This window comes from Brevibacillus sp. NRS-1366, assembly GCF_050467985.1.
The window spans coordinates 13352-34599 of sequence record NZ_JBITPN010000012.1 but is presented as its reverse complement, the minus strand read 5'-3'; the positions used below and the strand labels follow the sequence as shown (position 1 = coordinate 34599).

22 protein-coding genes are annotated in these 21248 nt (G+C 49.6%); 19 read left to right on the top strand and 3 right to left on the bottom strand.

The window, feature by feature from the left end:
- Nucleotides 1-327: 327 nt before the first annotated feature.
- The 10 genes from ACIFQN_RS06890 (at nt 328) to ACIFQN_RS06845 (ending at nt 10721) form a co-directional block, all read left to right on the top strand.
- Nucleotides 328-1233: a hypothetical protein gene (locus tag ACIFQN_RS06890; protein ID WP_429832318.1), complete on the top strand. Its 906-nt coding sequence runs from the start codon at nt 328-330 to the stop codon at nt 1231-1233.
- Nucleotides 1234-1295: 62 nt separating this feature from the next.
- Nucleotides 1296-2768 carry a sensor histidine kinase gene (locus ACIFQN_RS06885; RefSeq protein ID WP_429832317.1) on the top strand — a complete coding sequence of 491 codons (1473 nt, stop codon included), beginning with the start codon at nt 1296-1298 and terminating at the stop codon, nt 2766-2768.
- Complete coding sequence (locus ACIFQN_RS06880) at nt 2765-3460, top strand: response regulator transcription factor (protein ID WP_429832319.1); 696 nt, start codon at nt 2765-2767, stop codon at nt 3458-3460. The genes ACIFQN_RS06885 and ACIFQN_RS06880 overlap by 4 nt, the downstream gene beginning before the upstream one ends.
- Nucleotides 3461-3494: 34 nt before the next feature.
- On the top strand, nt 3495-3959 hold the full coding sequence (locus tag ACIFQN_RS06875; RefSeq protein ID WP_429832316.1) for a hypothetical protein: 465 nt from the start codon (nt 3495-3497) through the stop codon (nt 3957-3959).
- A 248-nt stretch (nt 3960-4207) separates the two neighbouring features.
- Nucleotides 4208-5203, top strand: coding sequence for a beta-ketoacyl-ACP synthase III (locus tag ACIFQN_RS06870; protein ID WP_429832315.1), 996 nt, complete (start codon nt 4208-4210; stop codon nt 5201-5203).
- The gene (locus ACIFQN_RS06865) at nt 5193-6410 is read left to right on the top strand and encodes an ATP-grasp domain-containing protein (protein WP_429832314.1); all 1218 of its coding nucleotides are present in this window, start codon (nt 5193-5195) and stop codon (nt 6408-6410) included. The genes ACIFQN_RS06870 and ACIFQN_RS06865 overlap by 11 nt, the downstream gene beginning before the upstream one ends.
- Before the next feature lie 8 nt (nt 6411-6418).
- Nucleotides 6419-7420: an NAD-dependent epimerase/dehydratase family protein gene (locus tag ACIFQN_RS06860; protein WP_429832313.1), complete on the top strand. Its 1002-nt coding sequence runs from the start codon at nt 6419-6421 to the stop codon at nt 7418-7420.
- Nucleotides 7410-8261, top strand: coding sequence for an MBL fold metallo-hydrolase (locus tag ACIFQN_RS06855; protein ID WP_429832312.1), 852 nt, complete (start codon nt 7410-7412; stop codon nt 8259-8261). Before ACIFQN_RS06860 ends, ACIFQN_RS06855 begins: the two co-directional genes overlap by 11 nt.
- A complete protein-coding gene (locus ACIFQN_RS06850) occupies nt 8249-9592 on the top strand; it encodes a F390 synthetase-related protein (protein ID WP_429832311.1) in 1344 nt (447 codons plus the stop codon). Before ACIFQN_RS06855 ends, ACIFQN_RS06850 begins: the two co-directional genes overlap by 13 nt.
- Nucleotides 9561-10721: a GNAT family N-acetyltransferase gene (locus tag ACIFQN_RS06845; RefSeq protein WP_429832309.1), complete on the top strand. Its 1161-nt coding sequence runs from the start codon at nt 9561-9563 to the stop codon at nt 10719-10721. Before ACIFQN_RS06850 ends, ACIFQN_RS06845 begins: the two co-directional genes overlap by 32 nt.
- Nucleotides 10722-10944: 223 nt before the next feature.
- On the opposite strand, the gene ACIFQN_RS06840 is transcribed toward ACIFQN_RS06845, so the two are convergent.
- Both ACIFQN_RS06840 and ACIFQN_RS06835 read right to left on the bottom strand, forming a co-directional pair.
- Nucleotides 10945-11478 (bottom strand): hypothetical protein, encoded by a 534-nt coding sequence (locus ACIFQN_RS06840; protein WP_429832308.1) that lies wholly within the window; start codon nt 11476-11478, stop codon nt 10945-10947.
- Nucleotides 11479-11493: 15 nt separating this feature from the next.
- Nucleotides 11494-11907, bottom strand: coding sequence for a hypothetical protein (locus tag ACIFQN_RS06835; RefSeq protein WP_429832307.1), 414 nt, complete (start codon nt 11905-11907; stop codon nt 11494-11496).
- A 321-nt stretch (nt 11908-12228) separates the two neighbouring features.
- On the opposite strand from ACIFQN_RS06835, the gene ACIFQN_RS06830 reads away from it, so the two are divergent.
- Nucleotides 12229-13113, top strand: coding sequence for a DMT family transporter (locus ACIFQN_RS06830; RefSeq protein ID WP_429832306.1), 885 nt, complete (start codon nt 12229-12231; stop codon nt 13111-13113).
- A 27-nt stretch (nt 13114-13140) separates the two neighbouring features.
- Here the strand turns inward: ACIFQN_RS06830 and ACIFQN_RS06825 are convergent, their stop codons facing one another.
- Nucleotides 13141-13848: an ArsR/SmtB family transcription factor gene (locus tag ACIFQN_RS06825; RefSeq protein WP_429832305.1), complete on the bottom strand. Its 708-nt coding sequence runs from the start codon at nt 13846-13848 to the stop codon at nt 13141-13143.
- 355 nt (nt 13849-14203) lie between these two features.
- Here ACIFQN_RS06825 and ACIFQN_RS06820 point away from each other — a divergent pair, with 355 nt between their 5' ends.
- The 8 genes from ACIFQN_RS06820 to dmpG all read left to right on the top strand — a co-directional run bounded on the left by ACIFQN_RS06820 (nt 14204) and on the right by dmpG (nt 21232).
- Nucleotides 14204-15712 carry a 4-hydroxyphenylacetate 3-hydroxylase family protein gene (locus ACIFQN_RS06820; protein ID WP_429832304.1) on the top strand — a complete coding sequence of 503 codons (1509 nt, stop codon included), beginning with the start codon at nt 14204-14206 and terminating at the stop codon, nt 15710-15712.
- The gene (locus ACIFQN_RS06815) at nt 15712-16194 is read left to right on the top strand and encodes a flavin reductase family protein (protein ID WP_429832303.1); all 483 of its coding nucleotides are present in this window, start codon (nt 15712-15714) and stop codon (nt 16192-16194) included. The genes ACIFQN_RS06820 and ACIFQN_RS06815 overlap by 1 nt, the downstream gene beginning before the upstream one ends.
- Nucleotides 16195-16221: 27 nt before the next feature.
- Nucleotides 16222-17103: a cytidyltransferase gene (locus tag ACIFQN_RS06810; protein WP_429832302.1), complete on the top strand. Its 882-nt coding sequence runs from the start codon at nt 16222-16224 to the stop codon at nt 17101-17103.
- Nucleotides 17087-17509, top strand: coding sequence for a GlcG/HbpS family heme-binding protein (locus tag ACIFQN_RS06805; protein WP_429832301.1), 423 nt, complete (start codon nt 17087-17089; stop codon nt 17507-17509). The genes ACIFQN_RS06810 and ACIFQN_RS06805 overlap by 17 nt, the downstream gene beginning before the upstream one ends.
- Before the next feature lie 78 nt (nt 17510-17587).
- Nucleotides 17588-18499 (top strand): catechol 2,3-dioxygenase, encoded by a 912-nt coding sequence (locus tag ACIFQN_RS06800; RefSeq protein ID WP_429832300.1) that lies wholly within the window; start codon nt 17588-17590, stop codon nt 18497-18499.
- A gap of 18 nt (nt 18500-18517) precedes the next feature.
- Entirely contained in the window at nt 18518-19300 is a 783-nt protein-coding gene (locus tag ACIFQN_RS06795; RefSeq protein ID WP_429832299.1) for a 2-keto-4-pentenoate hydratase, read from the top strand.
- 17 nt (nt 19301-19317) lie between these two features.
- Nucleotides 19318-20196 (top strand): acetaldehyde dehydrogenase (acetylating), encoded by an 879-nt coding sequence (locus ACIFQN_RS06790; protein ID WP_429832298.1) that lies wholly within the window; start codon nt 19318-19320, stop codon nt 20194-20196.
- Nucleotides 20197-20218: 22 nt separating this feature from the next.
- Nucleotides 20219-21232 (top strand): 4-hydroxy-2-oxovalerate aldolase, encoded by a 1014-nt coding sequence (gene dmpG / locus ACIFQN_RS06785; RefSeq protein WP_429832297.1) that lies wholly within the window; start codon nt 20219-20221, stop codon nt 21230-21232.
- Nucleotides 21233-21248: the final 16 nt, after the last annotated feature.

Here is a 21248-nt window from a genome sequence, read left to right as displayed (position 1 = left end):
AATAAGCGAAAGATCTTTGGGGCACCAGCCGAGGCGCAACGGAAAAAGAGAAACACGCTTTTAGCGTCCACCTCTGAGAAGCTTCATGAATCGGCTACTTTGGACGCGGTTTCGCTTTTGGAGTGGAGCCGGACAGGGATGTCCCCAAGAAGGTGACCCAAGAAGCTGGAGCGTTTTCTCCTTTTTTCTCTTCCACCATAGCTGTCCTCCACGTGTTTTTTACACTTTTTTTAGATTTGATTTAGAGAGCCTTAAGACCTCCCCGCTATCATCACCTGTAGAGAAAGTAAATTCAGTTGCTTTCCATATAAACAGGAGGGATGAACATTGCGAAAAAAATGGCTGGCTATCGGATTATCAGTAGGGATCAGTGGCGCATTGGTTTGGGGAATAGGCGTATCAGCGAGTGCGGAAAACGCAGGACTTGAAGTGTACAAATCGGCTCTGAATCAGACGAAAGAAGCAAAGAGCATGACGGCAAACGCCCATCTCGAGCTAACGGACAACGGTACGAAGCTGCTCACATTAGATGGAGTGGCAAAGGTCAACCACGATGAGAAAATGGCGAGCCTGGAAGCCACCTATACAGGTGCAAAAGGAGAGGGGAGCCTCCAAGCATTTCGTGAGCCAGATCAAGTGATCGTTAAAAAAGGGGACAGTGACATTTATCAGGTCATGGAAACAATGGACTGGGGGCATAAATTTTCCAAGAATAGCGAGGACCGTCCTCCTGCCATGGTAAATCACCTGTTCAAGCCGCTGTTTGGCAATATGGATAAATGGACGACCGTAGAAAATTTGCCGGATGGGCGCAAGCGGGCTTCACTCGAGCTATCCGAAGAGCAAATGCCGGCGTTTGTAAAAGTCATGGGTCCGACTCTTTATTCAAAACTGACAGAACGCAGTCAAGCTGCAGCTGCTTCTGAGAAAGGAATTGCCGTCAAGCTGCCGAACTTAGAGGAGCATTTCCAGGTAGATCAAATCTTGCTGCAGGCCACGATTGACGAGCAGAATCGGATTGAACGACAAGCTGCCGAGGTGCATGTATCGGGGGTAGATGCGTCTGGCGAGCAACACGCGCTTCTCCTTTCTCTCGATATCCGTCTGTCGGATCTAGCAGCGACGACTCCTGATTCGATTGATTTAACAGGCAAGCAGGTAGAGAAAATCTCCCGTGAGGAAATGAAGAGCAGATGGAAAAAAGACGGATGGAACCAGCCTGTCTCGCAATAAGCTCCCATTATCCGCTATAGTATAAGGAAACCAACAATTGACAGCGACGGGGAGGATCAACCATGTCGATCAAAACAAGACTTTTACTATCCTATATCGCCATGATTGTCGTTCCTGTCGTTACATTCGGACTGGTGGCATCTTTTTTGGCTCCTTATTTTTTTGGAGACCAGTTCAGTCATGGAAAAGAACCGGGGAAGCCGTTTTTCCGGGAGGTGCTGACAAAGCGCGACGAGTTGTTCGCAGGTGTCGCCTTCATGGCCAAATACGACGCTGCCCAATTACAAAAAGAAGACCTGCTGGCTGAGACGGATGCACAGTTGAACCAATTGGGTGCAGCGCTGATTGTCGCAAAAAACGGAAGTGTACTGTTCGCCTCCAAATCGATCGACAAGGCTGATTTGCCTCTTTATATGAAGGCTGCTTTGCCAGAGGGGAGCAGGTACAGCTGGCAGCAGAAGCTAAAAAATGGCTACACTATCGAAACATCCGAATTTACTTTTCCTGATCAGAGTAGGGGAACTCTTTATTTTCTCGCGGATTCTACTCAGCCTTTTGTATCCGGCATCTCTTTCTTTGTGTCGATGCTCATCAGCTTGCTTGTCATCGTGGCCTTGACGAATGGCGTGTTGACCTATCTCGTTTCGCGCAGCATCATCAGACCGTTGTATGCTCTCAAGCAGGCGGCGAACGAAATCAAGGAGGGCAATCTGGAGCAACCAGTTTTGCTCAAGCGAAATGACGAGCTGGGGGAGCTGGGAGCAGCATTTGAGGAAATGCGCGTCAGACTGTACGAATCCATCCGTCTGCAGCTTCAGTATGAAGACAATCGCAAGCAATTGGTTTCCAGCATCTCCCACGACCTGAAAACCCCGATTACCGGCATCAAGGCGTGTGTTGAGGCGATGCTCGATGGGATCACGGATACAGAGGAAAAGCGGGAAAAATATATGAAAATGATCGCGATCAAATCGGATCAGATGGATCGCCTGATTGACGAACTGTTTTTATTTTCGCGGCTGGATGTAAACAAACTCCCGTTTCAACTCGAGGCAGTGGATATCACTGAATATTTGTCTCTCTTTGTAGAGGAGCTGCGCCTAGACCCGCGTATGGAGGGTGTACAGATTGTCTTTTCCATTCCCGGCAAGAAATCCATGGTGGTCATCGGTGATCGGGAAAAGCTTCACCGCGTATTGATGAACATCGTCGACAACAGCTTGAAGTACATGGACAAGGTAGAGAAAATCATTCGCCTACAGGTAAGTGCAGGGGCACACGAGGTTATGATTACCCTGACAGATAATGGGGCAGGTATTGACGCAAAGGCGCTTCCCCACATTTTTGATCGGTTTTATCGAGTAGACCCTGCACGCAGTACGTCGATCGGCGGGGGTGGACTGGGACTTGCCATCGCGAAGCAGATGGTGGAAGGTCAAGGCGGCAAGATATGGGCAGACAGTGAAAAAGGGAGCGGGACGAGTATCCGTTTTACCTTGCCCTATCCAGAGAAGTCCGGAGGTGGGTCAAAATAAAGCACATTCTAATTATTGAAGATGATGCCGTCATTGCCGAGGTAGAAAAAGATTATTTGGAAGCAAGCGGGTATGCGGTCGATGTTGCATGTTCCGGGGATACGGGCTTGAAAAAGGCGATGCAGGAGGAGTATGACCTACTCATCCTGGACTTGATGCTGCCAAAGATCGATGGATTTGAAATTTGCAGGCAGGTGCGTATGGCCAAAAATATCCCAATTCTGCTGGTCTCGGCCAAAAAAGAAGACGTCGATAAAATTCGCGGTCTGGGCCTCGGCGCGGATGACCACATCAGCAAGCCGTTTAGCCTGGGCGAATTGGTAGCGAGAGTCAAAGCTCATCTGGCTCGCTATGATCGTCTCGTCGCGGAGAATGGTCGGCGAATGCCAAAGGATGAAATTCGCATCCGCGGGATACGCATCGACAAGCTGGCGAGAAAGGTGTACGTCAATGGGGAAGAAATCGTGTTCACCTCCAAAGAATACGACCTTCTCCTGTTCTTGGCTACGCACCCGAATTGGGTATTTAGCAAAAATGAGCTGTTCGAGAAAATTTGGGGGCTGGACTCTCTGGGAGATATTGCGACGGTGACCGTCCATATTAGCAAGCTACGAGAAAAAATAGAAAAGGATCCATCCAAGCCGCAATACATTGAAACCGTTTGGGGAGTTGGGTATCGGTTTCAACTCTAGCTTCTTGCAAACCGACAGATGAGGTGAAATAGCCATGAGCAAGCTTGGCATGCTGCAGAAAAAATGGCTCCTGCTCGTCCATTTGCTCTTTTCTTCGATTATGCTCGGCGGCGCAGTCATCTTTCTGGTATTGAGTATCGTTGCTGCAAACACGACGGATGCGAGCGTATTTTCTGCCTGCTACACAGCCATGCATGTACTTTCAAAAACGAGCGTGCGAGCCTCCACGATAGGGACGATTGTGACGGGAGTGCTGCTCTCTGTCTGGACGCATTGGGGCTTGTTTCGCTATTATTGGATCATTGCGAAAGAATGGTTAACCCTGGTTGCTATTGTGCTGGGACCAATCGGGATGTTCATGTGGACATTGCCTGCCCGTACGCTGCCGCCGGGGGAAGGCTTGGGAGCCATGTGGACAGGGATTATCCTGCAGATTATCTCGCTCGCGGCCATTTTTTGTTTATCGGTTTTGAAGCCGTGGGGGAAACGAAAAGGGTAAATAAACGTCATACTCACATAAGCGACTATCTTTTGCCGATCGGGCAGGAGGTAGTTTTTTTCGTACAGATAGGAATTTATAAAATCCCTATCCAGTATAAGGGCAACCGCGGCTCCGCCAAAAGGCATGGCGTAGCCAGGTTTTCTAATCCATAATCCCTATCCCCAAATCATGGTATTTATCGGTAAAATGAAAGGCAGCAGTCGAATAAGGTGGGAGAGACGAACGGACAAAAGGAGAAGCAACTCATGGAGAGAAGAATAAAAATCCTGGGGACGGGAAAATACTTGCCCAAACGCCAGGTAACAGCCGCCGAGCTGGATTCACGACTCGGACTTCCAGCAGGATGGGTAGAGAAGAAATCAGGAGTGAGCACAAGACATTATGTGACGAATGAAACAGCGTCACAAATGGGCGCAATCGCTGCCAAGCGCGCACTGGAAACTGCGGGATTGTCCATGCATGACATAGATTGCCTAGTGTGTGCCAGTGGGACAGCCCAACAGGAGATTCCTTGTACAGCGGCTTTGATTCAGGAGGAGCTGAAGCTCACCCGATCTGGTATTCCTTGCTTTGACATCAACTCTACATGCCTGAGCTTCGTGACGGCGCTGGATGTCATTTCCTGCTCCATGGCGCTGGGGATATATGAGCGTGTCCTGATCGTTTCGACCGAAATTGCTTCAGTGGGACTGAACTGGCAGCAAAAAGAAAGCAGTGTGTTGTTCGGAGACGGAGCTGCCGCAGTCGTGATCAGCCGGACGACAGGTACTGAGACATCCCGCATCTTGGGATCGTCTATGCGGACCTTCAGCGAAGGGGCCCACTATTCAGAGATCAGGGGCGGCGGAACCATGCTTCACCCCAGTCAATATGCCAAAGGAAGAGAAGCCGATTTCGCGTTCGATATGGATGGCCGGAAAATATTTCGTCTGACGTCACAAAAGATTACGGACTTCGTCGATCGCCTGCTGTCGTCAGTTTCATTGAAAAAGGATGAGCTAAAGGCAGTCATCCCTCATCAAGCGAGCGGGATGGCGATGCGCATCATAGCCAGCAAGCTCAGCTTCTCCGAGACGCAAATGGTCAACATCCTCGCAAACCATGGGAATGTGATCGCGGCTTCCATCCCGATGGCCCTGCATGAAGCGATCCAGCAAAAGCGGATTGCCAGGGGAGATCGCCTGCTCATGTTGGGAACATCAGCGGGACTGTCTCTCGGAGGGATCATCCTTGAATATTAGCCAAGCAGGCGGGAAAACGGTTGTGCTGACAGGAGGGCGGGCACCTGCAACCCTGGAACTGGTGCGACTAATCGGGGCGGCGGGTCACCGTGTCATCGTGGCAGAGAGCACGCGCAGACATCTGTGTGCACGCTCTCGCTATGTTGATAGCGTGTATCAGGTTCCACCGCCTCGGGAGCAGCCGGAAGCGTATGTACGTGCTTTGTGCGAGATCATGAGCAAAGAGAAAGCGAATTTGCTCATCCCTACCTGTGAGGAAATTTTCTATGTGTCCAACGGCTTGGAACGCTTGCTTTCCTATGGGGAGGTGCTGGCAGAAGGAATCGATGTCCTGCGCACCCTGCACGATAAATGGTTGTTCGGGAAATTGGCGCGTGATGCGGGTGCTATAGTTCCTCAGACGATTCGGACACAATCGCCAGAGGAGCTGAGAGAAGCCTTGCGCGAGGCGAGCGGACCTGTTGTTATCAAGCCCGTTTTTTCTCGATTTTCGGCCCACGTTCGTATCGTAGCTGATCCCGTTTCAGCGGCCAAGCATCCGCTGCCAGTTCCCTCCGCACAGCAGCCGTGGCTCGTCCAAGAGTACATAGACGGGCGCCAGCTATGCAGCTATGCCGTCGCACACAAAGGCAAGCTGGCTCTGTATGCCGATTACAGAGCGACGCATACCGCAGGGCAAGGGGCATCGATCTATTTTGCCTATGCCAATCATCCGCGGATCAAAGAATTTGTTTGCAGATTTGTGGAGCAGCACCGCTTCAGCGGACAGATCGCTTTTGACCTGATGGAGAACAAGAGTGGAGAGCTGTATGTCATTGAGTGCAATCCGCGTCTCACTAGCGGGATTCATCTCTTCAGAGGGCAATTAGATGCCGCGAACGCTTTTTTTCAGAGCGGATCAGAGGTAATGGTGCCCAAACCAACCGCAAAATCCATGCTGGGGATGGCGATGCTGACATACGGGCTGGGCGGCATCAAAGATTGGAACGGTATGAAGCGCTGGGGACGCGATTTCTTTTCTGCACGCGATGCAGTATTTACCTATGATGATCCGCGGCCGTTCGCAGCGCAATTCGGGATGCTGGCCGATCTGGCTTGGCAGAGCATCCGTACGGGGAAGAGCATGATCGAATGCAGCACAAGTGATATTGAATGGAATGGGGAGACGTTGCCAGCGGAGAGGCTGCTGCCCAGCAAAAGGATGTGAAGAAGAACATGAGTAAACGTGTACTAGTGACGGGAGGAACTGGCTTTCTCGGTCAAAAGCTGGCGATTAGGCTGCATGATCAAGGCCATGAGGTGACCGTTTTAGGACGAGACCAACGGATCGGTCACGAATTACAAAAAAAAGGCATTCGCTTTGTCCAGGCTGATGTCAGGGACAGAGACGCGATGATCGAGGCGTGCCGAAATCAGGAGATCGTACATCATGCGGCGGCATTTTCTTCCCCCTGGGGGACTTTTCGCGATATGTATGCGACCAATGTGAGCGGAACCATCCATCTCATCGAAGGCAGCATGAAATTCGGAATCGAGCGGTTGATTCACGTATCCACCCCGAGCATTTACTTTGCATTTGACGACCGCCAAGGAATTCAGGAGAGCGATCTGCTGCCTGCTCGCTTTGCCAATACATACGCCCATACCAAATATTTGGCAGAGCTTGAAGTAGACAAGGCGTTTCTTTCCGGTCTGCCAACGATCACGATCCGTCCCCGCGCTCTGTTTGGACCAGGTGACAACACCATCCTGCCTCGACTGATCCGGGCGAATGAGAAAAAGTACGTTCCATTGATTGGCGGCGGCAAGGCTGTCATTGATTTGACGTACATAGAAAATGTCGTGGATGCGCTGCTTCTGTGCATGGATTCACCTACACATACACTCGGTCACGCCTACAACATTACAAACGGAGAGCCCGTCACGCTTATCGACATATTAACGAGAGTGTTCGAGCGCTTGGATATGCCGCTGCGTACAAAGGAGCTGCCCTATTGGCAGGCGTATTCCGCTGCCTGGGTGCTGGAAACTGCCTCTCGTACGCTATTGGGCAATCGCGAGCCAGTATTGACACGCTATTCGGTCGGGGTGCTGGCGAAGTCGCAGACGCTGGACATCACCAAGGCGCGTGAAGCGCTCGGCTATCGTCCGCGTGTCAGTATAACTGAGGGGATTGACGCGTTTGCGGATTGGTGGGGGTTGCAAAATGGACGTTAAACTGACGTTGCTCGATACGGGGTATTGTCGACAGCTAGAGCTGTTTTCGCGAAAAGGGGGAAGGCTGAAAAACATTTTGTTTCACGCCTTGGCCGGTCTTATCGAGCATCCGGTCCATGGCCTCTTGCTTTTCGACACCGGCTATTCTCCGCGCTTTTTTGATGCTACGAGTGCTTTTCCGTACTCGCTCTACGGCAAAATCACGCCTGTGGCGACGGATGCCGGTCAAAGCGTTCGGACGCAGCTAGTAGCACAGGGGATAGCACCAGATCAGGTGAAGGGCATCCTGATCTCTCATTTTCATGGCGATCATATCGGTGGTTTGCGAGATTTTCCTCTGGCAGAGCTTTACTGCTTTCAAACAGCCTATGAGCATGTCCAGGGAAAGACAGGCTGGGCAGCTCTGCGCGAAGGGTACTTGCCAGATTTGATGCCGGATGATTTCGAACAGCGTGTAACCTTTGTCGATGGCACCGAGCCTGTGGCTTTGCCGGAAGCGTATAGGCCCTATAAAGACGCATACGATTTGTTTGGCGATCAGAGTCTTTTGCTCGTCGACCTTGGCGGACATGCTCTGGGGCAGTTTGGACTGTTTTTGCGCGATCGTGATCACGGGGACATCTTTCTCTGTGCGGATGCCGCTTGGTCCAGCAAGGCCTATCGCGAGCATCTGCTGCCGCATCCGCTCGCCAGACTCATCATGGCTGATCAAAAGGCGTATCGCGAGAACTTGTATAATCTGCACCTGTTGTCCCGCCGGCGTGAGGATTTGCGGATCCTGCCGACACATTGCGAAGAGGTATGGCATATGTCCAAGGGAGAGTTCGGATGGAGATCATGACACTGCTTTCGCAATACATCAGGACCAAGTGGTTGGGCAAGCGGTTTTTCTCGCGGGCGCAGCTTGAGCGGTGGCAAGAAGCCAAGGTCAGGGCGATGCTGCGCCGTGTGCTGCCCCACTCTCCCTTTTACCAGAAAAGAATGGGGTCGCTTCAGCTGGGCGACTGGAGAAGCATGGAGCCGATTGATAAAAAGCTGATGATGGCGCATTTTGATGAGCTGAACACGCTCGGGATCACGAAAGCAGAGGCGTTTCGCGTTGCCTTGCAAGCGGAGACGACGAGAGATTTCACTCCGCAGATAGGCACTGTAACGGTAGGCTTGTCCTCAGGGACGTCTGGCAATCGCGGACTGTTTCTGGTAGGGCCAAAAGAGCAGGCGAAGTGGGCGGGAGCAATCCTTGCCAAAGCACTTCCTGGACCGTTGTGGGAGAAGCACCGGATCGCCTTTTTTCTGCGGGCAAACAGCAATCTTTATACAGCTGTAAACAGACGGCGCATCCGCTTCTCCTTCTTTGATCTGTTGACACCGCTAGAGGAGCATTTGGGTCATCTGAACGATTATCAGCCTACGGTGCTGGTTGCACCAGCCTCCATGCTGAGGCTCTTGGCAACTGCGCAGAGACAGGGGAGATTGCGGGTGGCACCGGTCAGAATCATTTCAGTAGCCGAAGTGCTGGACCCATTGGATGAAGCCTATATCCGCGAGGTGTTCGGTCAGATTGTGCACCAAATCTATCAGTGCACCGAAGGGCTGCTGGCAGTGACCTGCTCTCATGGCACGCTGCATGTGAATGAAGATCTGGTCGTGATGGAAAAGGAGTATCTCGATGAGCGCAGAGATCGATTTTTTCCAATCCTGACTGATTTCTCCCGGGTCACCCAACCGATCATTCGCTACCGATTGAATGACATCTTGACCGAAAAGCGCTCGGCGTGCCCCTGCGGCTCCCTCTTTCTGGCATTGGAGCGGATCGAGGGCAGGGCAGACGACCTCTTTTTGTTCCGTCATGAGCGAGAGGAGCGCTGGGTATCCGTTTTTCCTGATTTCATCCGACGTGCCGTCATCGCAGCTTCCGATGAGATCGAGGAATATACGGTGCGACAACACAGCCCATATACGCTGGAGGTATCGCTTCGGGTCCGGGGCCAGCAAGAGTCTATCGTACAGGAACAGGTGCACCGCAGCTTGTTGCAGATGATCCGCGAGCATCATGGTCAACTGCCGATGATCACGTTCACGCCGTACCAGCTAAACCTGGGGACGAAAAAACTACGACGGGTCGAGAGGTGTTTTCTGGATGAACAGCAGGACGAATATCGCTGTCCATGACAGCACTGTGCTGGACCAGATTCCGTGGGAGCAGATGCAGGATGGAGAATATGCACACCGTTATCTACTGGCGCTGATGACGGACCAGCCTGATCGTTACGTACAGAACGTCCGGACACAGATGTGGGCATTGACAGTGGATGATCGGGTCATGCCGCTGACGGTGAATGAGGCAGAGTATGACAATTCCTACGTCTGCTCCCCCTACACCCATTACGTGAGCTACGCCAAGGAAGAGCTGGATATGCTCGGCTCCCCGCTGTGGAAGGGACTGTTTTCAGTAGTGCTGACAGGGCTGGGGCTGTGGATGAAAGCCAGCCAGAGCAATCGCATGGCAATTGTGAACAATTGGCTCTTGTCGACCAATCTGTATCATGAGATGAGTGCGGAGGAGGCGGAGCGGATCACTCATTTTTGCGTGGAGCGCTTTCCACGTCATATCATCGCGTTTCGCTCTGTTTGTCGCAAGCTCTGTCCCGACTTTTACGCCGGATTAAAAGAGACGGGATACATCATGGTGCCGAGTCGCTATGTCTACCTCTTTCACCCGGATTGGCCAGCCCTGGGGAAGTGGCGTGTCCGCAATACGCTCAGGCGAGATCGGCAAATGCTTGCGCGCTCCGGGTACCGCATCCTGTCCCACGATGAGCTGGAGGAAGAGCATGCACAGCGAATTGTTGAGCTGTACAACGCTTTGTATCTGCATAAATACTCCAAATACAATCCGCAGTTTACCGTTGCGTTCATCAGGCTGGCGATGCAAAAGAGGACACTGACCTTGATCGGATTGGAAAAAAACGGCAGGCTGGACGGCATCCTCGGTTATTTCCAGCGCAATGGCGTCATGACGACCCCCCTTTTTGGCTATGATACGTCTTTGCCCAAAGAGACGGGGCTGTATCGTATGCTGTCCAGTCTCTTGGTGCAAGAAGCCGAACGCCAAGGAATGATGCTTCACCAAAGTGCTGGAGTAGGTGCCTTCAAAGCAGACAGGGGAGCAGTAGGCGAGCCTGAATACACGGCCGTGTACGTCAATCATTTGCCGCTGTATCGGCGGTGGATGTGGCAGGCTGTGGCTGTCTTACTGGATCGGATCGGCATCAGGATGGTGGAGAAGTACAAGCTGTAAATAACTTTATTTTGGATGTAACGTCATCCTTTCTCAAATAAATTAGTACCTTACTCACACTAAATGAATACAGAAATATCAAATCCTACTCGAAAATAGAAATTCATTCAGATAATGCGGCAGAATTCCTGGTTTTTCAGAACGTTAAAATCAACAAAGAATAAGAGAAAGTCAGTGGGACAATTCCTACTGACTTTCTCTTAAAGTCAAGTTCGACTGTAGTTTATGGAGTAAGTGTATCAGCTGTAAATTGTTTTAAACTTTTGTATTGTACTTTCTCTACTTTTTTACCTTTTTTACTATCGTCATCTACCAGAGCCCATTGATCCTTATCATTTAGCTTAAATACATACATGTGGTTAGTTCCACTCTCTAATTCTTTGTAAAGGACTACGGCTTCAGACAAATCATTTTTAAGGAATAATCCAGGTTCAAAATCCCCCTGTTTCTGTTCCTTTATGACGTTTTTAAATACTTCATTGTACAATAGAACAGAGTCATTTTTTCCTAAACCCTTAAACTCTTCATCACGTAGACTGTTGTATGTGTACTGTGATTCATCTAAATTGAATTCTTGAATTGCATCGGCGTATGTTTCTAATAATTTCTTCTTAATTTCATTTTGTGCATAGACTTCCCATTTTTGTTGTATTTCTTGTGCTGCATGTGGATCTTTTGCTTCAAGATTTGAGTAACCATAAAACAGTGCAACAGCGCTTAAAACCGTTACAGCAAGGATATTCTTTCTCTTTTTCATAAAATCCTCCTTTTATTACATACCAGGATGACTCTTGTCGTGCTTGTTCTTATGTGTGACGGTAGTTGGAACTCCATTTTGGTATATCGTTCCAGTGGATACGACTCCCCAAGTAGCTCCGTCTCCTTGTTGTCCAGTTGTATGTTTTAACGTAGAGGGATTGGTTGAACCAAGGGAATCATTAGAGTAATAAGATCCGCCATCCAACGTAATCCAAATATTGTTATAAAGAGCTTCTCCACTTCCTTTAGAACCGTATGCAGTTACCTTAGATGTCCCATTCATTTTGTAGTAATTGGAATAGTTCGAAAAACTAACCAATGCATCTGCTTCTACATCTGACCATGCTGCAAAAACTGGGGCTGTAAGCATCATGACAGTAGCAGATGCAGCAATCAAAGATGTAGTCGTTTTTTTTCTTAGACTCATTATATCACCTCAAGTTCTAATATTTTCCATCCAATTCATAATATTGTAATCGACAGCAATTTACAATGAATAAATGTAAGAATTATAGAATTTTTGGATACAAATGGTAAAAATAAGACTAAAGTATCAGTTCTATTATTTCTCATATTTTTACCTCCAAAATCTGGTCTTCATCTTTCTACAAACTGTGAGAGCTTTCTCCTTTTTCTTCGTCTTCTGCTAAAGCTTGTGCAGGGAGCTTTTCACACTTCGGCTATCGTCGAAGTATTGCTCATGTAAACTATATGTATCACGTGGCTTGCCTGAAATGGAGGAAACACAATGAATCCGATTCTGTTCGGAATTCTCGTCGTCATTACGACTTCACTGATGGGCTCATCCTTTGCAGTAGGAAAAATCGGACTGAACTATGTCTCACCGCTGCTCTTGGTTGGGCTGCGTTTTACCCTTGCCGGGTTGATCATGGCGATCTGGGTATGGAAAAAGCCGCTTCCGAAATCGCTGCGAGATTGGGGCCGAGTATGTCTGGTTGGTTTTTTACAAACAGCAGCGGTCATGGGCTGTATCTTTTTGAGCCTGCGGACGATTACAGCGGGAGAGTCATCCATACTGACCTTTATGAATCCACTGTTGGTGGTCATTTGGGGAACGCTGTTTCTGGGCGCATCCTACCGATTCTCCCAATGGGCTGGCGTATTGATTGGCCTATTTGGCGTATTTATTACATTAGGTTTTCATCTGCAATGGGAGATTGGTACGCTGTTTGGAATCGGGTCTGCCGTCTCGTGGTCGCTAGCCACCATTTTGATTAAAAAGTGGGGGGTTCGCTTCAACGTTTGGGTCATGACCGCGTATCAAATGCTTTTCGGCGGCATTTTGCTGTTGTTCATGGGAGTGACGCTGGAGACGCCAAAGCTGATCATTACGCCTACGTCGATCATCATCGTACTTTGGCTTGCCATTATGGCCTCGATCGTGCAATTTGCCACCTGGTTTTATTTATTGAATCAGGGCGATCCGGGCAGGACCAGTGCCTTTTTGTTCCTGGCTCCGTTCTTTGGGGTACTGTCAGGCTGGGTGCTTTTGGGCGAGGTCGTAAAATGGCATGTGTATGCGGGAGGACTGCTTATCTTTGCGGGAATCTTCCTTGTCAACTGGACGTTTGCTCCCAGGAGAATGGTACAGCCTTATGCAGAAAAAGGGTAAAAATCGGAAAAAGCGGGAAGCGACTCTTTATCGGAGCTGCTTCCCGCTGTCTATTTGGAGGCCGAATTCACTGAAAAGCCCCCTCGCGCCTACAGGCGTAATGCGAACCGCTCTTCCGCCTGGCAGACGCTCGATCCAGCCTAGCTCAAACAATCGTTTGGTCAGCGAAGCTCCCAGACTGCCGGCCAGGTGATGACGCCGCTCACTCCAGTCGAGGCATTGCCTGGCAAAGCGCCGTCTGCTCTTGGGCTTGTTCTCAATCTCTACACCGAGTGCCTCCAGCTTTTGCTTCCCTGCTTCATTCAATACAAAATCTTGTCCCGATACTGTAAGCAGCTGCTGCTCAATCATTTTTTGTGTCAAAGCGACCCCGATTTCTCCAGCCAGATGATCGTAACACGTACGGGCATAACGGATTGCTCGCAATTGATCCGATTCCCGCAAAGAGCGAACGGGCTTAGGGGTAGCGATTGTGAGCAGAGCCTCCAGCGCATGAGCTACTTCGGCGCTAGCCAGGCGATAATAGCGGTGTCGTCCATGTGATTCGCTCATTAAAAGGCCGCCTTCGACGAGCTTTGCCAGATGGGTACTGGCTGTTTGGGGTGTCACACGGGCAGCGCGAGCCAATTCGCTGGCAGGCAGTGCCTTGCCTCCTAACAAGCTGACGAGAATCGAGACACGGGATGGCTCTCCAATCAGAGAAGCGATCTCCACGATATTTGGGCTGGTATTCATCCGGTTGTGCCCTCCTTTTCTACAATAGCCGATCGACCTATACTGAATCCTTACTAATGACTCTAGCAGATCAGGAGGAGAGAATGCCAGATGCAAATTGGTGACCTAAGACGCTTGAGCGTTTTTTGCTCGGTTTTTTTAACGTATCAGAAAGTTTAAGGTCCATCGTTCCGCTTCATCCCGTACGTACATTGGTTACAGGGAGGATGACTAACAAAAGATGTCTAAAAACGCCAAATTTTCGGATATTTCATGTCGTAGTTTCGATTCATGCCGTTCATTACTATAAGAGTATAGACGCAAGCAATATTCACACTCTTTACCATTGAGTAATGATTGAAGGAGGTTGAAGGCAATGATGAATGGCAACGAGTACTTGGAGAGTCTGAAAGACGGGCGGGTTGTTTACCTGAACGGCGAAAAGATTGATGATGTCACCGCTCACCCTGCATACCAAAACTCAGCTAGGTCGATTGCACGAATGTATGACGCGCTGCATGATCCTAAAAAAGCTGCCGTTTTAACAACAAAGACAGAAGAAGGACACATCACCCACAAATTTTTTAAAGCGCCTAAAAGCGCCCAGGAACTATTGGAATCCAGAGATGCGATTGCAGAATGGTCAAGGTTGAGCTTCGGATATATGGGACGAACGCCTGACTACAAAGCCTCTTTTACCGCTCACCTAAATGCGTTTGCCGATTATTACAAAGGCTTTGAAGCGAATGCGAAGAGATGGTACGAGAAAGCGACAAAAGAGATTCCTTTCTGTAATCATACCATCATCAATCCGCAAGTTGACCGATCCAAACCGCTTCATGAGAATAAAGACGTTTTCGTCCGCGCCGTTGCCGAAAAAGACGACGGCATTATTGTAAGCGGTGCCAAAATGGTGGGTACGGCTGCCGCGCTGACGCACTACAACTTTGTCTCCAACTACGGACCTACCGATCTTGGGGAAGGCGACAATAGCCATGCATTAATTTTTTTTGTTCCGATGGATGCGCCTGGGTTAAAGATGATCAGCCGCCAATCCTATGAATTGTCAGCGGCGAAAAATGGAACGCCATTTGATTACCCGCTTTCAAGCCGCTTTGATGAAAATGATGCGGTGATCGTGCTTGATAACGTGTTTATCCCTTGGGAGAACGTCCTCACCTATAAAAATGTCGAAGTTACGAACAGCTTTTTCGTACAAACAGGCTTCTTTCACCGCTTTACGCTCCATGGCTGCACCCGTTTTGCAGTTAAGCTTGACTTCATGGCTGGCTTGCTGATGAAAGCGACTGAGATGTCAGGGACTAACCAATTTAGAGGAGTGCAAGCCAACATTGGTGAACTGCTCGCGTGGCGAAACACGTTCTGGGCACTCTCCACGGCAATGTGCACCGATGTGACTCCAGGACCGAACGGCATCGTAATTCCGAGTGCAAATGCGGGGGCAGCCTATCGCGTGTTGGCGCCGATGGTATGGTTGAAGGTGAAGAGCATTTTCGAGCAAGTAGTAGCGGGTGGTTTGATTCAACTGCCGTCCAGTGCAAGTGACTTCCTGAACCCGGAAATCCGCCAGTACTTGGATAAGTACTACAGAGGATCGGGAGTGGGTGCGGAAGAACGCGTGAAGCTCATGAAGCTGGTTTGGGATGCGATCGGTACGGAATTTGGCGGTCGGCACGAGCTGTACGAAGTAAATTACGCTGGCAATAACGAGAACATACGCTTGGAGACCCTGAAGCTGGCTGATGCCACTGGTCAATCGGCAAACTTTAAATCGTTTGTAGATCAAGCGATGACCGATTACGACCTTAAAGGATGGACGACAAACACGTGGGTTAACGTCAAGAAAGAGGAGGCGGTCCGTTAATGGACGATCGTTTATTTCGTAATGCAATGGGGAAATTCGCTACCGGTGTGACAGTCATAACGACGGAATTGGATGGACAGCCCTATGGAATGACGGCTAACGCGTTTATGTCCGTTTCGCTGCAGCCCAAATTGGTGCTCGTCTCGGTTAGTGTAAATGCTCACATGCATGACCGAATCAAGCGAGCGAAAAAATATGCGGTCAATATTTTAAGTCAGCACCAGCAGGAGTTATCAGCTCTGTTTGCCGGTCAGAAGACAGAGGAGACTGTCGTGTCATTTGACAGATTAGACGATATCCCTGTGCTCAAGGACACAATTGCTACCATTACTTGTCTTGTCGTCGATGAGCATTTGGCGGGTGATCACATCCTGTTCATCGGGGAAGTAACTGATCTTCGCCTCGCTGAGGGGGAACCGTTGCTATACTCCCAGGGCAAATACCGAGAGTTGGCGGCACTTCCGGAACATGTGTCAAACTGACTTTTTCATATGAAAAGAGGTTATCATGTGAAAACTGTGTATGTCACCCATTGCTCCGAGTCATTTGTGGCAGGTATTGAGCCCTGTGTAATGGCGCTTGGCTTTTTTGATGGGGTGCACCTGGGACATCGTCAATTGATCCACCATGCCAAACAACTTGCCCAAAAACGAAACCTCAAGCTGGCACTGCTGACATTCTACCCTCACCCAAAAGAAGTGATCAGCCAAGAAAAAGTGACATTCAACTATTTAACGCCATTGGCAGTGAAAGAAGAGATCTTCGCGCAATTAGGGGTCGAAATCCTCTATGTCATTCGGTTTGATTGGCAATTTGCGAGGGTTTCCCCGAAAGATTTCATCCATTGGTACATTATTGGATTGAGAGCGGAGCATGTGGTCGCCGGGTTTGATTTTACGTATGGGTACCTTGGCAAAGGCAACATGAAAACGATCGAGGCTGACGGGATGGGGATGTTTCGTGTGAGTACGATCCCGAAGGTTAATCTGGCAGGTCGGAAAATCAGTTCCACCATCATTCGGGAATCACTGCTCGCAGGAGATGTCGGCGACATTCCGCAATACCTTGGAGATTTCTATGAAACAAGAGGGGAGGCAGTCCTACTCAATACCAGGGAACGCAGAAAGGGTGGAATACAAGCTGAAGTAACCCCCCATCAGCACTACACCTTGCCTGCTGACGGGGCCTATGAGGTTGAAGTCCGGATCGATCGGCACATTTGCAGGGGAACTGCCTACGTTTCCAAACGGAATGATGGTGCGGCCAAACTGGAAATGAAACTGTTCTATCCATACAAAAAAGCGTTCAACAAAACGCTGGCGATCAAATGGCTGAACAAGGCAGATTGCGTTGAAAAAAGCAAAGAGAGGGTAAATGAAAGTGTTCATTGAGAAAAAAACGATATCAAACGAGTTGGCCCAGCAAATGATTCTGGCGGCAAAAGCGAAGGCAGAAGAGTTACAGGTGGCTGTAGATATCGCAGTCACAGACACGGGCGGCCATCTAATCGCATTTTCGCGGATGGACAGCGCTCCGTTATTAAGTATCGATATAGCGCAAAACAAGGCGTATACAGCAGTCGCGTTTGGCTTGCCGACACACGAGTGGTACCCATTGATCGAGAAGCAGCCTGCGCTCAAGGCAGGAATTGTCCACACGCCGCGCCTAGTGGTGTTTGGCGGTGGGTATCCCATTTTTCATAACAAAAAGCTAGCTGGCGGAATTGGTGTAAGTGGCGGTTCAGAAGAGCAGGATCGGCTCTGCTGCGAGGCAGCCTTACGTTTGCTAACGATTTAAAATAGATCGGAGCGTTTCAGGATAGGAGTGTCGTGATAATTTACGCAATTTTCATTTTATTTAAAGGGGGCGTTACTCTTGAGTATTCTCCGCATTGGTCGCTTAGAGCTTCGTGTGATGGATTTGGAAGAGTCTGTAAAGTACTATACCGAGGTAATCGGCTTGGAGGAAATGGGGCGCGATGAATCCCGCGTTTATTTAAAGGCGTGGGATGAGTACGACCACCACAGCATCACTCTGCAAAAAGCGGATTCACCGGGGATGGATCACATGGCATTTAAAGTGTCCGACATTCACGCCTTGGAAAAGCTGGAAAAGAAGATTGAGCAGTTCGGCTGCACTTTGAAACGATTGCATCGGGGAACCCGACTTGCAGAAGGCGAGGCAATTCGTTTTGAGATTCCGACAGGTCATCATGTCGAACTCTACACGGAGATTGAACATGTCGGGACAGGAGTCGGCGTACTTAATCCCGCCCCGTGGCCGGATAACTTGCGCGGGATTGCGCCGCACCGACTTGATCACGCTTTGTTGACCGGTGAAGATCTCGAAACCGTCACACGCTTCTTCATTGAAGTGTTGGGCTTCAGACAAAGCGAAAAAGTGGTCACCGTCGACGGTGAAGTGATGATTGGCAGTTTCCTCGCTACGACAAATAAAGCTCATGACCTTGCTTTTGTCAAAGGTCCTGACAAGAAATTCCACCACGCCGGATTTTACGTGGATAACTGGTATGAAGTGCTGAAAGCCGCAGACATATTATCCAAAAACAAAGTAACTGTCGAAGTAACACCGACACGTCACGGGATTACCCGCGGACAAACCGTTTATTTCTTTGATCCGTCCGGTAATCGTAATGAAGCATTTGCGAGCGGCTACATCTCCTACGCTGATTTCCCGACAATTACTTGGACAGAAGATCAAATTGCAGCCGGTATATTCTACCACAGAAGAGAAATGATCGAGTCCTTTACCAAAGCACTCACATAAAAGGATGTGAGAATAAAAATGACAAGAATCAAGCATGAAGAAATCGCGAACCAATTACTATATGCGGAACAAATGACCGTCCCGATTCAGCCGCTAACGACAACATACTCCGAGATTTCAGTGACAGATGCGTATCAAATTCAAATCGCGCAAATCAATGCGAAAGTCGAAAAAGGCGCGAAAATCGTTGGAAAGAAGATTGGCTTAACGAGCGAAGCCATGCAACAGATGTTTCATGTAACCACACCCGATTACGGGCATTTGCTGGATTCCATGATGCACGTAGACGGAGATACCCTATCGCTCGATGGATTTATCGAACCCAAGCTCGAGTCAGAAATTGGCTTTGTCTTGAAAAAGGATTTGCATGGACCTGGTGTCTCCGTGGCAGATGTGATAGAGGCCACCGCCTATGTAGTGCCAGCTTTTGAGGTGATCGACAGTCGGATTCGCGACTGGAAAATCAAATTCGAAGATACCGTAGCCGACAACGGTTCATCTGCACGGGCGATTCTGGGCGGAAAACCGACACATCTACTAAACCTCGACCTCCATCACATCGGGATGGTGGTTACCCGTAACGGCCAACAAATCGTCACTGCAGCAGGCGCTGCCGTGATGGGCAACCCTCTGCAGGCAGTGGCTTGGCTGGCAAACGTCCTCGGAGAATACGGCATTTCACTGAAAGCTGGTGAAGTGATTTTATCCGGTGCGTTGACTGTAGCTGTTCCAATTCGCTCGGGGGATACGTTTACAGCAGAGTTCGCGCATATTGGCTCGGTATCAGTAACATTTGGATAGGGGAAGGAGGCAGAAAAATGAAGAAAGTGAAAGTGGCGATTCTTGGTTCAGGCAACATTGGGACCGATTTGATGTACAAAATCGAACGAAGCGAATGGCTGGAAATGGGTGTTATGATAGGGATTGACCCGGGGTCCGAAGGCTTAAAACGCGCCAGGGACCGCGGTTATCATGTGATCGACAACGGAATTGACGGATTTTTGGCTCGCCCCGATCTGGCTGACATTGTCTTCGATGCGACCTCGGCCAAAACGCATGTCATCCACGACAATTTGCTTCGCGTAATCAACAAGCAGATCATTGATTTGACCCCGGCGGCAGTTGGACCGTTTGTTGTGCCAACCGTCAACCTTGGAGAGCACTTGGATGCGCCCAACGTCAACATGATCACATGCGGCGGACAGGCGACCATCCCGATTGTGCACGCGATCAATCGTGTATCGCAAGTCGAGTACGCGGAAATTGTGGCAACCGTTTCAAGCAAAAGCGCTGGTCCGGGAACGAGGGCAAATATCGACGAGTTCACCAGAACCACAGCACGTGGGATTGAGATCATCGGCGGAGCAAAGAAAGGCAAGGCCATCATCATCTTGAATCCGGCCGATCCGCCAATTATCATGCGCGATACCGTTCACGCTCTTTTTGCAGAGGAAGGCAAGGAAGCAGAGATTGCCAACTCGATCAAAATGATGGTTGCATCGGTACAGACATATGTTCCGGGCTACCGATTGATCCGTGAACCGATCATTGAAGGCAACCGAATCACGGTCTTTATTGAAGTAGAAGGAGCGGGAGACTTCTTCCCTTCTTATTCGGGTAATCTCGATATCATGACTGCAGCCGCTGCAAAGGTCGGCGAGGAATTTGCCAAAAAGCAGACGCTATTAAACAAATAGGGATCGAGGGAGAGGAAGAACGATGACAGCAACTCATTCAAAACTTCATCTGGTCGATGTGACGCTGCGTGACGGAAGTCATTCGATGAAACACGCTTTCACAGAAAAACAAGTTCGCGATGTTGCACGCGGCCTTGACGAAGCAGGCATCGAGTATTTTGAAGTCTCCCACGGCGATGGTCTGGGAGGTTCTTCCCTGCAATATGGCTTATCCGCCGTCGACGAAATGAAGTTGATTGCCGCAGCTGCCGAAGAGTGCAAACAGGCGAAAATCTCTGTGCTTTTGCTGCCCGGTATCGGAATGAAAGAAGATCTGGAAGAAGCAGTACGGGCAGGAGCAACCATGGTACGCGTCGCTACGCACGTCACGGAAGCTGACGTCGCGAAACAGCACATCGAACTTGGGCGCAAGCTTGGTTTAAAAACGGTAGGTTTCCTAATGATGGCTCATATGGCGCCCATTGAGATGCTTGTCGAACAGGCGAAGCTTTTCGAGAGCTTCGGGGCAGAGATCGTTTACGCCGTCGATTCGGCAGGAGCTTTGCTTCCCCATGAAGTGAAGGAGCGAATTGCAGCCATGCGCCAAAGCCTCACTTGCGATATTGGCTTTCACGGGCACAATAACCTTTCCTTGGCGTTGGCCAACACCGTAGCCGCGGTGGAAGAAGAGGCTACCTATATCGATGGCAGTCTCCGTTGCTTGGGAGCAGGCAGCGGAAATACGCAAACAGAGGTAATGGTAGCGGTTTTTGACCGCTTGGGTTATAAAACAGGGGTTGAGCTGTATCCGATTATGGACGTAGCCAATCAGATTGTCGCGAAATTTATGCCGCGATCGCAGGAGATTACCGGCTCCAGTTTAATTATGGGCTATTCCGGCGTTTATTCCAGCTTTTTGCTACACACACAAGACGCCGCCAAAAAATTCAATGTGGATGAACGAGACATATTAGTTGAACTCGGAAAACGCAAGGCAATTGGCGGGCAAGAAGACTTAATTGTAGAAATCGCAGCAAAAATTGCAAGCTCCAAGTGAAAAGATGGGATTTTAT

What these genes read in the sequence shown, in the direction of transcription:
- ACIFQN_RS06885 (WP_429832317.1), top strand. Translation starts at nt 1,296, where the DNA reads ATGTCGATCAAAACAAGACTTTTACTATCCTATATCGCCATGATTGTC.
- ACIFQN_RS06875 (WP_429832316.1), top strand. Translation starts at nt 3,495, where the DNA reads ATGAGCAAGCTTGGCATGCTGCAGAAAAAATGGCTCCTGCTCGTCCAT.
- dmpG (WP_429832297.1), top strand. Translation starts at nt 20,219, where the DNA reads ATGACAGCAACTCATTCAAAACTTCATCTGGTCGATGTGACGCTGCGT.
- ACIFQN_RS06850 (WP_429832311.1), top strand. Translation starts at nt 8,249, where the DNA reads ATGGAGATCATGACACTGCTTTCGCAATACATCAGGACCAAGTGGTTG.
- ACIFQN_RS06855 (WP_429832312.1), top strand. Translation starts at nt 7,410, where the DNA reads ATGGACGTTAAACTGACGTTGCTCGATACGGGGTATTGTCGACAGCTA.
- ACIFQN_RS06870 (WP_429832315.1), top strand. Translation starts at nt 4,208, where the DNA reads ATGGAGAGAAGAATAAAAATCCTGGGGACGGGAAAATACTTGCCCAAA.
- ACIFQN_RS06840 (WP_429832308.1), bottom strand. Translation starts at nt 11,478, where the DNA reads ATGAAAAAGAGAAAGAATATCCTTGCTGTAACGGTTTTAAGCGCTGTT.
- ACIFQN_RS06860 (WP_429832313.1), top strand. Translation starts at nt 6,419, where the DNA reads ATGAGTAAACGTGTACTAGTGACGGGAGGAACTGGCTTTCTCGGTCAA.
- ACIFQN_RS06845 (WP_429832309.1), top strand. Translation starts at nt 9,561, where the DNA reads ATGAACAGCAGGACGAATATCGCTGTCCATGACAGCACTGTGCTGGAC.
- ACIFQN_RS06825 (WP_429832305.1), bottom strand. Translation starts at nt 13,848, where the DNA reads ATGAATACCAGCCCAAATATCGTGGAGATCGCTTCTCTGATTGGAGAG.
- ACIFQN_RS06815 (WP_429832303.1), top strand. Translation starts at nt 15,712, where the DNA reads ATGGACGATCGTTTATTTCGTAATGCAATGGGGAAATTCGCTACCGGT.
- ACIFQN_RS06805 (WP_429832301.1), top strand. Translation starts at nt 17,087, where the DNA reads ATGAAAGTGTTCATTGAGAAAAAAACGATATCAAACGAGTTGGCCCAG.
- ACIFQN_RS06820 (WP_429832304.1), top strand. Translation starts at nt 14,204, where the DNA reads ATGATGAATGGCAACGAGTACTTGGAGAGTCTGAAAGACGGGCGGGTT.
- ACIFQN_RS06790 (WP_429832298.1), top strand. Translation starts at nt 19,318, where the DNA reads ATGAAGAAAGTGAAAGTGGCGATTCTTGGTTCAGGCAACATTGGGACC.
- ACIFQN_RS06835 (WP_429832307.1), bottom strand. Translation starts at nt 11,907, where the DNA reads ATGAGTCTAAGAAAAAAAACGACTACATCTTTGATTGCTGCATCTGCT.
- ACIFQN_RS06795 (WP_429832299.1), top strand. Translation starts at nt 18,518, where the DNA reads ATGACAAGAATCAAGCATGAAGAAATCGCGAACCAATTACTATATGCG.
- ACIFQN_RS06830 (WP_429832306.1), top strand. Translation starts at nt 12,229, where the DNA reads ATGAATCCGATTCTGTTCGGAATTCTCGTCGTCATTACGACTTCACTG.